Below are 8,101 nucleotides of genomic sequence, written 5' to 3'. Positions count from 1 at the left end.
CCGCAACCAAATGGTCCCGTGGTGTAGTGGTTAACATGCCTGCCTGTCACGCAGGAGATCGCCGGTTCGACCCCGGTCGGGACCGCCATTTATGTTGGCTCGGTAGCTCAGTCGGTAGAGCAGAGGACTGAAAATCCTCGTGTCGGCGGTTCGATTCCGTCCCGAGCCACCATTTTTTTATGCCGACTTAGCTCAATTGGTAGAGCAACTGACTTGTAATCAGTAGGTTGGGGGTTCAAGTCCTCTAGTCGGCATCATTTAGGGGCATAGTTTAAAGGTAGAACTGAGGTCTCCAAAACCTCCAGTGTGGGTTCGATTCCTACTGCCCCTGTAAGTATATGGGCCTATAGCTCAGCTGGTTAGAGCGCACGCCTGATAAGCGTGAGGTCGATGGTTCGAGTCCATTTAGGCCCACCATATATTATTCCGCAGTAGCTCAGTGGTAGAGCTATCGGCTGTTAACCGATCGGTCGTAGGTTCGAGTCCTACCTGCGGAGCCATGGCCCGTTGGTCAAGTGGTTAAGACACCGCCCTTTCACGGCGGTAACACGGGTTCGAATCCCGTACGGGTCATAAAAAAAAGAGTCAGCAATATGCTGACTCTTTTTTATTTTGTAGAATCCTCTGTTATCAACTGATTTTCCTGAAATAAATAAAGGAATTTAGGAAAAGCTATGGTATGTATAAAAAGGAGGAGACAAAAATGACACGAGTGAGAGACTTTATGAGTACTCATGTTGTACATTGTACACCGCTAGACAATGTATATGAGGCTGCTGTAAAGATGAAAGAAGAATCGATTGGATTGATTCCAGTTGTTGAAAATGAGCAAGTTGTTGGGCTTGTTACGGACCGAGATTTAGTTATTCGTGGGATTGCTGAGAAACATCCTGGATCTAATAAAATTACAAATGTAATGACAACAAACATTGTTTCAGTTTCTCCAGATGATTCTATTGAAACAGCTACAGAGTTAATGGCACAGTATCAAATTAGACGATTACCAGTAGTTGAAGGTGGTCAACTTGTTGGGATGCTAGCACTAGGTGATTTAGCCATAAAAGAATCGGCAGATGATCAAGCTGGATTTGCTCTAAGTGAAATCTCGGAGCACACGGAGTGAAGAGAGACTTTCATTAGTGGGATAAGTTACGTGTCAAAATCAGATGCATTATTCTAGTATATGGATTAAACTAATATGTTAGCATGATGTATCTGAGACATTATATAATATAAGTATACAGTTAGTAATTTCGACAGTTTTTTTAAATTTGTCATTCCTAATTTTAAATAAGAGAAAAAATGATATACTGATAGATATAAGTATTATGAAAGATTTTGAATATAACAATATTCATTGTTAATGATGTAATAATGGATTAATATTTCCTATGTAGACAAAAGGGAAGGGGAATTATATGAGGGCTGTACAGCGCGATCCAAATTGGAATTTGGTTACAGATACATATATAGAACCAAATAATTTCGCTGAATTATTTTCTTTGCTTGTACCTTGTCATCCAAAAGGTGAAGGGAAAGAACGAACTATATTAGCGTGGAAAGAAAAAGAATTTTATAAAGAAGAAAATTTAGCGGCATTTATCGTATATGGAATGAATAAAGTAAAGAATTTACCGCAGTTTCATAAAGATGAAATTCCAACTCTAGTACGTATTCTTCGCTTATGCCAAGAGATTGGTTGGTATGAAGAAGCAAATACTTTTATGATCACTCAAGGACTAACTGAGTTTGTTCACACTTCATTGGAATATGAAACGTGGGATCTTTTGACGCAAGCAGTTGCTTTAAACTATTTAATTATTAAATATCGTATTGGTGAATTGACTGATGGGGATGTAGAAATTTGGGATAGAGTTAAATTTAATGAGAAATGTATAACGGATTGTAAGCATCTATTATCTCATAAAGAAGTATTGGAATTTACATTCTTTTATATGTGTAAGAGAGCTAAATCACTATCAAAAGAGCAATTAAATAGTGATATGATGAGTTTAGCGATGTATTGTAATACTTTCGTGTATGACTTATATACACATGACTTATTACGAAAATATCGTAAGTGTACAGACTTCCTATCATATTATGGACCTAGTCAAGCGGTGTTAGCTTGTCAAAGAGCTGTACTTTCTCAAATTTCAGATCGATTAGATCCACTCAAGACTACTCATGTAGATGATTATTTATATGTAATGAAAGAAATGATGGAGCATATGACGATAGGAATAATGGATCGATATGATCATTTTATCGGGAAGTTATTATCATATGTGCCATTTTTCGAAATGATTCAAGTTCCACAACATGCATATTATTGTGAAGAATTACTGTATATTTGTAAGGGCATTGAATATAAAGAAGAAATATTACGCAATTATATATTTATACAATTACATGATTGTTTACCATCATTCTTTAAACTATTTCTTAAAAATAAGCGTTATGCAACAATTCATGACATTCTGTTCTATTGGTGTGATGATGAACAAAGAATGAGCTTAGAAAAAAAATATAATCTTAGCTTTATTTATGAAAAATATGCTTGTGGATAAAGAGAATTTTCTATATAAATTAAAAAGGATCTCAAGTTTATGTGAGATCCTTTTTTTATTAGTAAAGCAAGGAGAACGCAATTAAGACGAGAAATAACATTCCATAAAGGAGAAATTGTGCCGTATTGCTTCCTTGAATACCAAAAAAAGTATTTGTTTTTTTATATAAATTTAATATATATTTTAGCGGATTATCTTTGAAAGATCGGTACACAGTGTCTCCTCTTTCTAAGCTTCTTGTTCGTGTTTTTTGTTATTAGGGACATTGATGTATCTGGCTATGAATAATAAAACAGCCATAAACAATACAGGGAATACGGTAGATAAATAAAAACCGTTACTAATAATATTGGTTATTAGGGCACTTAATAGAAAGATGGCATTATATATATGGGCAATTTTTTGTTTTAGTTGTACTTGAAAAGATTCCATCATAATTTCTAAAGCAACAAAAGCAATGATAATAGATAAAAATACAGTGTTTGTATTGTAAATGATTAAACAACAGATTAAACCTAAAAAGGCTAAGTATTCAATTAAGAGAGGTATATTGATATTGCGTGGCATATAATTTACCTAACTAAATATGGCAGTGGGTTTACTGCATTTGTTTTTTCAAAATTCCACTCTCCATTATGTAATTCAAAATGAAGATGTTGCCCGTATGAATGACCTGTGTTTCCCATATGACCTACTAATTGTCCAGCTTGTACTTGATCACCAGCTTGTACAGTGCGATCTTTCATGTGAGCATAGACTGTTGTATATAATTTCCCATTTATTTGATGGGCGATGAATACAACATTGCCATAGCTAGCTGAATAATATGATTTCACAACCTTACCTGCAGCTGCCGCCTGGATAGGGACATTACCTTGAGCTGCAATATCTATACCATAATGCATTTGCTCCCAGCGTATATCAAAGGTTGAGCTAATTCTTCCTTGAGTAGGGAATTTGAAAACAGCTGGAATGGAAGTAGGTTGAGCTGTTTGTGCTTGTGCTTGCGTTTGATTTTGCGTCACATAATGTTTTGCCACGTATCCGTATCCCGTGCCAAAACGAATTTTATACCAAGTTCCCACAGTTTCCACTACTTGTATTTGTGTACCATTTTGTAATGAACCAAGTAGTGAACTACTTGTACTAGCGTTGCTACGTACATTAAGTTTAGGTGTTGCAACTGTGTATTTCGTATTATTTTGAACTGTGATACCTTTTACTAAAGGCTGTGAACCATTAGACACAAATGCTTTTTGTACGTAACCTGTTTTGCCATCATGTAAAATTTTATACCACTCGCCTTGTTCTTCTTGAATGGTAACGAATTTCCCATTTGGTAATACATCTAGAATTGAAGATTCTAAATTAGGTTCAGAACGCACGTTTAATGCATTGGCATTAACGATGTATTGATTATTAGATTGAAGTTTGTTTTTTAGTAGAATAGCACCTTTTTGTACGTAACCGACTTTATTATTAACAGATACTTTATACCAGCCATTACTTGTTTCAAGTATGTTCACTTTCGTATTAAAGCGAATTGTATCAATTGAAGAGCTATTTGCGTTATCTTTTGTATGTAAGGCTACTTGATCGACTTTGACATATCCAGTTTTCACATTAGATAATTGTTCAGCGTTGGCTGTTTGTACATTTGTTTCTCCCATAGCAGGAAGTAAAGAGGCAATTGCGACAGTAGTTGCTGTTAAAGCAGTAGCTTTCATATTCATATAATAGAGACCTCCTCTAGTTGTATAGTTGTAATTTTATTATAGTATAAAGATATAATATAGTGGGTGTATTCACATAAATGTAATATGAAATCAATATAAAAATAAATTTTTTGAGGATAATGATTCCTTTTTATCCAATTAATTAGGATAATAATTTCTAAGATGGAATATAAGTATTATATAGTTTTGTTATTTTGTTGACAATTGAGAAAATTAAAACAGTTGATGATGTCTTATTACGATGTTATACTGACAGTGTTAATTTCATAGTTTGCTAGGAGAGCTGGTGTTGCCAGCTGAGAGTAGGCCGTAAGCCTTTGATCCTTTTCATTACCTGATCTAGATTATGCTAGCGTAGGGAAGCAATTCGGACACTAATAATGAGTCCCCGTTTCTTTGCGTATAGAAACGGGGCTTTTTTGTTTGAAAATTTCATATTGAAACCACTAGGGGTGCTTGTTGTGCTGAGAGAGGAATAATCCTTAACCCTTATAACACCTGATCTAGGTAATACTAGCGAAGGGAAGTGGAGCAACGAATAAATTATAATTTTATTTGCTGTAACCACTTCTTATTTAGAAGTGGTTTTTTATTTACATACACATACGGGAAGGGGATAGGGAAATGAAATTTTGCGATAGATTATTAGAAACTGTACAACCAGTTTGGGAGATGAGTCATAATCATCCGTTTGTAGTAGGTATGGGGGATGGCACGTTAGAAAAAGATAAGTTTCAGTATTACATTATTCAAGATTATTTATATTTGTTAGATTATGCAAAGCTGTATGCGATTGGTGTTGTAAAGGCAACGAATCCGCAAGTAATGGGGAAATTTGCTGAACAAATTGATGGCATATTAAATGGAGAAATGACGATCCATAAACAGTATGCAAAAAGACTTGGAATTTCTATTGAGGAGATAGAGTCAGCAAAACCATCTGCTAAAAATTTAGCTTATACAAATTACATGATGTCCGTATCTCAAAATGGCACACTTGCGGAATTAATAGCAGCACTTCTTCCATGTATGTGGAGCTATTGGGAAATTGGAAAGCGTTTAAATGATATACCTGGAGCAAGAGATCATGAGTTCTTTGGTGAGTGGATTCAAGGATATAGTTCTGAAGAATACGGTAACCTTTGTATTTGGTTAATAGATTTATTAAATGAAATGGCAGTTGGAAAGTCTGAAAAAGAGCTAGATCGATTAGAGGAGATTTTCCTATATTCCAGTCGATTTGAATATTTATTCTGGGATATGTCCTATCGTAAGGAGATGTGGGGATTTGAGGAGCAAGAACATACTACAGTTTCATAATGTTTCTTTTCATTATGATGAGAAACCAATCATCAATGAATTAAATGCTTCTATACAAGATAAAGAGTTTGTAAGTATTATCGGACCGAGTGGATGCGGGAAAAGTACTTTATTTCGCCTTATTACAGGTTTAGAAGAAGCGAGTACTGGACAGATAGAACTGACAGAAACAAAGAGCCATCCTGTAGGGTATATGCCCCAAAAAGACATGCTCCTGCCATGGAGAACGATTATTGAGAATGCGGCCCTGCCGCTAGAGTGCCAAGGTGTACAGAAGAAAGAAGCACAAATAAAGGCAAAGGAACTGTTACATAAATTTGGCTTACAAGGGTATGAGACAAAATATCCGAAAGATTTATCTGGTGGTATGAGGCAACGCGTATCTTTCATTCGAACTTTATTAACAGGTGGGGAGATATTGTTGTTAGATGAACCATTTAGCGCGTTGGACGCTTTAACGAAGGCATCTTTGCAAGAATGGCTGTTTGAACAATGGAAAGAGTGGGAAAAAACAATCTTATTTATCACTCATGATGTGGAAGAAGCGTTGTTTCTTTCTAATCGAATTTTAGTAGTAGAGCAGCAACCGATAACTACTTTAACCGAGAGGGTTGTACCACTTGATCGTAATCGAACAAGAAAAGATTTATATAAGCCGGAAGTGTTAGCGCTTAAAGATGAGCTTCTTAGTATGTTACAAAGGCAGGTACTCGTATGATGAAACGGTTGAAGGAGCTATTGCCTGCCCTTACACTTTCTAGCATTTTACTTGCCTTTTGGGAAGTAGGCGCAAGAATCGTAGATGAAATGTACATTTTACCGTCACCGTCTGCAATTGTAATGAAGATATGGAAACTAAAAGATATATTATTCACGGTTCATTTGCCGGCAACATTATACGTCGTTTTAATAGGGATAGCTATTTCTATCGTACTTGGAGTAGGGCTAGCGATGTTAATGAATGCGAGTAATTGGATGGAGAGAGCATTTTATCCATTATTAGTTGCTTCACAAACGATTCCGATTACAGCGCTTGCTCCACTTTTCGTTTTATGGTTTGGATATACGATTTGGAGTAAGGTTGTTGTTACGGTTTTAATTACGTTTTTCCCAATTGCGGTCAATACGTACGATGGACTACGCAGTACGAAAAAAGAATGGGAAGAGCTTTTAGTTACGTACGGGGCAACGAAAAAAGATGTTTTTCTTAAATTAAAGTTACCATCTGCTCTTCCTTATTTTTTCTCAGCTTTAAAAATTGCAGTTCCGCTTAGTGTAATTGGGGCAGCAATTGGTGAATGGCTCGGTGCACAAGCTGGGCTAGGGTATTTCAGTAAAAGAATGATGACGCAGTTAGACGGAGCAGGTGTATTTGCACCGATTGTATTGTTATCATTATTAGCTATTTTCTTCGTCATACTTATTTCGGTATTAGAAAAGAAATTCATTAGTTGGAGGAAGCATTCATGAAATTTTTAAAACGCATCTTTGTGTTTACATTATTAGTTGCAATGATCGCTGGATGTTCTAGTAATTCAGCATCAGATAAGAGTAAAAAAGAAAAAGAAATAACGGTCATGCTTGATTGGTATCCAAATGCGGTACATAGCTTTATTTATGCGGCAATTGAAAAAGGCTACTTTAAAGAAGAAGGAGTAAAGGTGAATATTAAATTCCCTTCCAATCCGACTGACCCATTAACTTTAGCAGCTGCAGGAAAAGTAACAGTGGGCTTATATTATCAGCCTGATGTTGTCATGGCAAAAGCAAATGAACAAATTCCAGTGAAATCAATTGGAGCTGTCGTACGTTCACCATTAAATCATGTTGTATCGCTGAAGTCAGCAGGCATTCAATCGCCGAAAGATTTAGAGGGGAAAACAGTTGGATATTCTGGAACACCTCTAAGTGAGATGTATTTAAAAACGATGGTAAAAGAAGCTGGTGGTAATCCAGATACAGTGAAAGTAGTCGATGTTGGCTTTGACTTAGTACCGGCACTAATTACAAAAAAAGTGGATGCAGTAACAGGGGCATACATTAACCATGAAGTACCTGTTATGCGTCATGAAGGTCATGAACCAGCATACTTTAATCCAGCAGATTACGGTGTACCGAATTATCATGAGCTTGTATTTGTAACAGGTGATAAAACGTTGAAAAAAGATAAAGAAGCGCTGCAAGCTTTCTTACGTGGTACGAAAAAAGGCTATGATTTTATGAAGAAAAATCCAGATGAAGCATTAAATATTTTATTAAATCATCAAGAAAAAGAAAACTTCCCACTTGTACCAGAAGTTGAAAAAGAAAGTATGAAAATTTTATTAGAGAAGATGGAAACGAAAGATGAGCCATTCTTATCGGATTCAAAAGAATCATGGGAGAAACAAAATAAATGGCTGAAGGACAAAGGAATGACGAAAGAAATCGTTCCGGCTGATGAATTATTCGAAAACATTTTAAAGTAGGCGAATG

Annotated in this window: 8 protein-coding genes, 7 tRNA genes and 2 riboswitches; of the genes, 13 read left to right on the top strand and 2 right to left on the bottom strand. The window is 35.8% G+C overall.

Going from position 1 to position 8,101, the window contains the following annotated elements; translation table 11 throughout:
- Positions 1-12: 12 nt before the first annotated feature.
- From MR115_RS20160 to MR115_RS20120, 9 genes are all read left to right on the top strand, one after another.
- Positions 13-88, top strand: a tRNA-Asp gene (locus tag MR115_RS20160).
- 8 nt (positions 89-96) lie between these two features.
- Positions 97-172 (top strand) — tRNA-Phe (locus MR115_RS20155).
- A 9-nt stretch (positions 173-181) separates the two neighbouring features.
- Positions 182-254, top strand: a tRNA-Thr gene (locus MR115_RS20150).
- A 6-nt stretch (positions 255-260) separates the two neighbouring features.
- Positions 261-331, top strand: a tRNA-Trp gene (locus MR115_RS20145).
- Positions 332-340: 9 nt separating this feature from the next.
- Positions 341-417 (top strand) — tRNA-Ile (locus tag MR115_RS20140).
- 8 nt (positions 418-425) lie between these two features.
- Positions 426-500: transfer RNA gene (locus MR115_RS20135), tRNA-Asn, on the top strand.
- A gap of 1 nt (position 501) precedes the next feature.
- Positions 502-573 (top strand) — tRNA-Glu (locus MR115_RS20130).
- A 130-nt stretch (positions 574-703) separates the two neighbouring features.
- The gene (locus tag MR115_RS20125; RefSeq protein ID WP_097818520.1) at positions 704-1,123 is read left to right on the top strand and encodes a CBS domain-containing protein; all 420 of its coding nucleotides are present in this window, start codon (positions 704-706) and stop codon (positions 1,121-1,123) included.
- Between the two features lie 295 nt (positions 1,124-1,418).
- Positions 1,419-2,570, top strand: coding sequence for a DUF3965 domain-containing protein (locus tag MR115_RS20120; protein ID WP_242242545.1), 1,152 nt, complete (start codon positions 1,419-1,421; stop codon positions 2,568-2,570).
- 228 nt (positions 2,571-2,798) lie between these two features.
- Here the strand turns inward: MR115_RS20120 and MR115_RS20115 are convergent, their stop codons facing one another.
- Both MR115_RS20115 and MR115_RS20110 read right to left on the bottom strand, forming a co-directional pair.
- Positions 2,799-3,137 (bottom strand): hypothetical protein, encoded by a 339-nt coding sequence (locus MR115_RS20115; RefSeq protein ID WP_097818517.1) that lies wholly within the window; start codon positions 3,135-3,137, stop codon positions 2,799-2,801.
- A gap of 5 nt (positions 3,138-3,142) precedes the next feature.
- Entirely contained in the window at positions 3,143-4,303 is a 1,161-nt protein-coding gene (locus MR115_RS20110; protein ID WP_242242542.1) for an SH3 domain-containing protein, read from the bottom strand.
- 269 nt (positions 4,304-4,572) lie between these two features.
- A riboswitch (TPP riboswitch) is annotated at positions 4,573-4,684 on the top strand.
- A gap of 60 nt (positions 4,685-4,744) precedes the next feature.
- Positions 4,745-4,848: riboswitch (TPP riboswitch) on the top strand.
- Positions 4,849-4,930: 82 nt separating this feature from the next.
- Here MR115_RS20110 and tenA point away from each other — a divergent pair.
- From tenA to MR115_RS20090, 4 genes are read left to right on the top strand one after another with little or no spacing between them, the layout of a single operon-like run.
- On the top strand, positions 4,931-5,626 hold the full coding sequence (gene tenA / locus MR115_RS20105) for a thiaminase II (RefSeq protein WP_000666826.1): 696 nt from the start codon (positions 4,931-4,933) through the stop codon (positions 5,624-5,626).
- Complete coding sequence (locus MR115_RS20100) at positions 5,595-6,344, top strand: ABC transporter ATP-binding protein (RefSeq protein ID WP_001256807.1); 750 nt, start codon at positions 5,595-5,597, stop codon at positions 6,342-6,344. The genes tenA and MR115_RS20100 overlap by 32 nt, the downstream gene beginning before the upstream one ends.
- The gene (locus MR115_RS20095) at positions 6,344-7,096 is read left to right on the top strand and encodes an ABC transporter permease (protein ID WP_097863327.1); all 753 of its coding nucleotides are present in this window, start codon (positions 6,344-6,346) and stop codon (positions 7,094-7,096) included. Before MR115_RS20100 ends, MR115_RS20095 begins: the two co-directional genes overlap by 1 nt.
- A complete protein-coding gene (locus MR115_RS20090) occupies positions 7,093-8,094 on the top strand; it encodes an ABC transporter substrate-binding protein (RefSeq protein WP_063263445.1) in 1,002 nt (333 codons plus the stop codon). The genes MR115_RS20095 and MR115_RS20090 overlap by 4 nt, the downstream gene beginning before the upstream one ends.
- Positions 8,095-8,101: the final 7 nt, after the last annotated feature.

The organism is Bacillus cereus group sp. BfR-BA-01309 (assembly GCF_022664315.1).
Classification (GTDB): domain Bacteria; phylum Bacillota; class Bacilli; order Bacillales; family Bacillaceae_G; genus Bacillus_A; species Bacillus_A mobilis.
The sequence above is the reverse complement of the archived record's forward strand: the minus strand, read 5'-3'. Positions and strand labels throughout refer to the sequence as shown.

Bases quoted from the DNA above. Each gene is read 5' to 3' on its own strand.
- MR115_RS20095 (WP_097863327.1), top strand. From the start codon at position 6,344: ATGAAACGGTTGAAGGAGCTATTGCCTGCCCTTACACTTTCTAGCATT.
- MR115_RS20115 (WP_097818517.1), bottom strand. From the start codon at position 3,137: ATGCCACGCAATATCAATATACCTCTCTTAATTGAATACTTAGCCTTT.
- tenA (WP_000666826.1), top strand. From the start codon at position 4,931: ATGAAATTTTGCGATAGATTATTAGAAACTGTACAACCAGTTTGGGAG.
- MR115_RS20110 (WP_242242542.1), bottom strand. From the start codon at position 4,303: ATGAATATGAAAGCTACTGCTTTAACAGCAACTACTGTCGCAATTGCC.
- MR115_RS20090 (WP_063263445.1), top strand. From the start codon at position 7,093: ATGAAATTTTTAAAACGCATCTTTGTGTTTACATTATTAGTTGCAATG.
- MR115_RS20125 (WP_097818520.1), top strand. From the start codon at position 704: ATGACACGAGTGAGAGACTTTATGAGTACTCATGTTGTACATTGTACA.
- MR115_RS20120 (WP_242242545.1), top strand. From the start codon at position 1,419: ATGAGGGCTGTACAGCGCGATCCAAATTGGAATTTGGTTACAGATACA.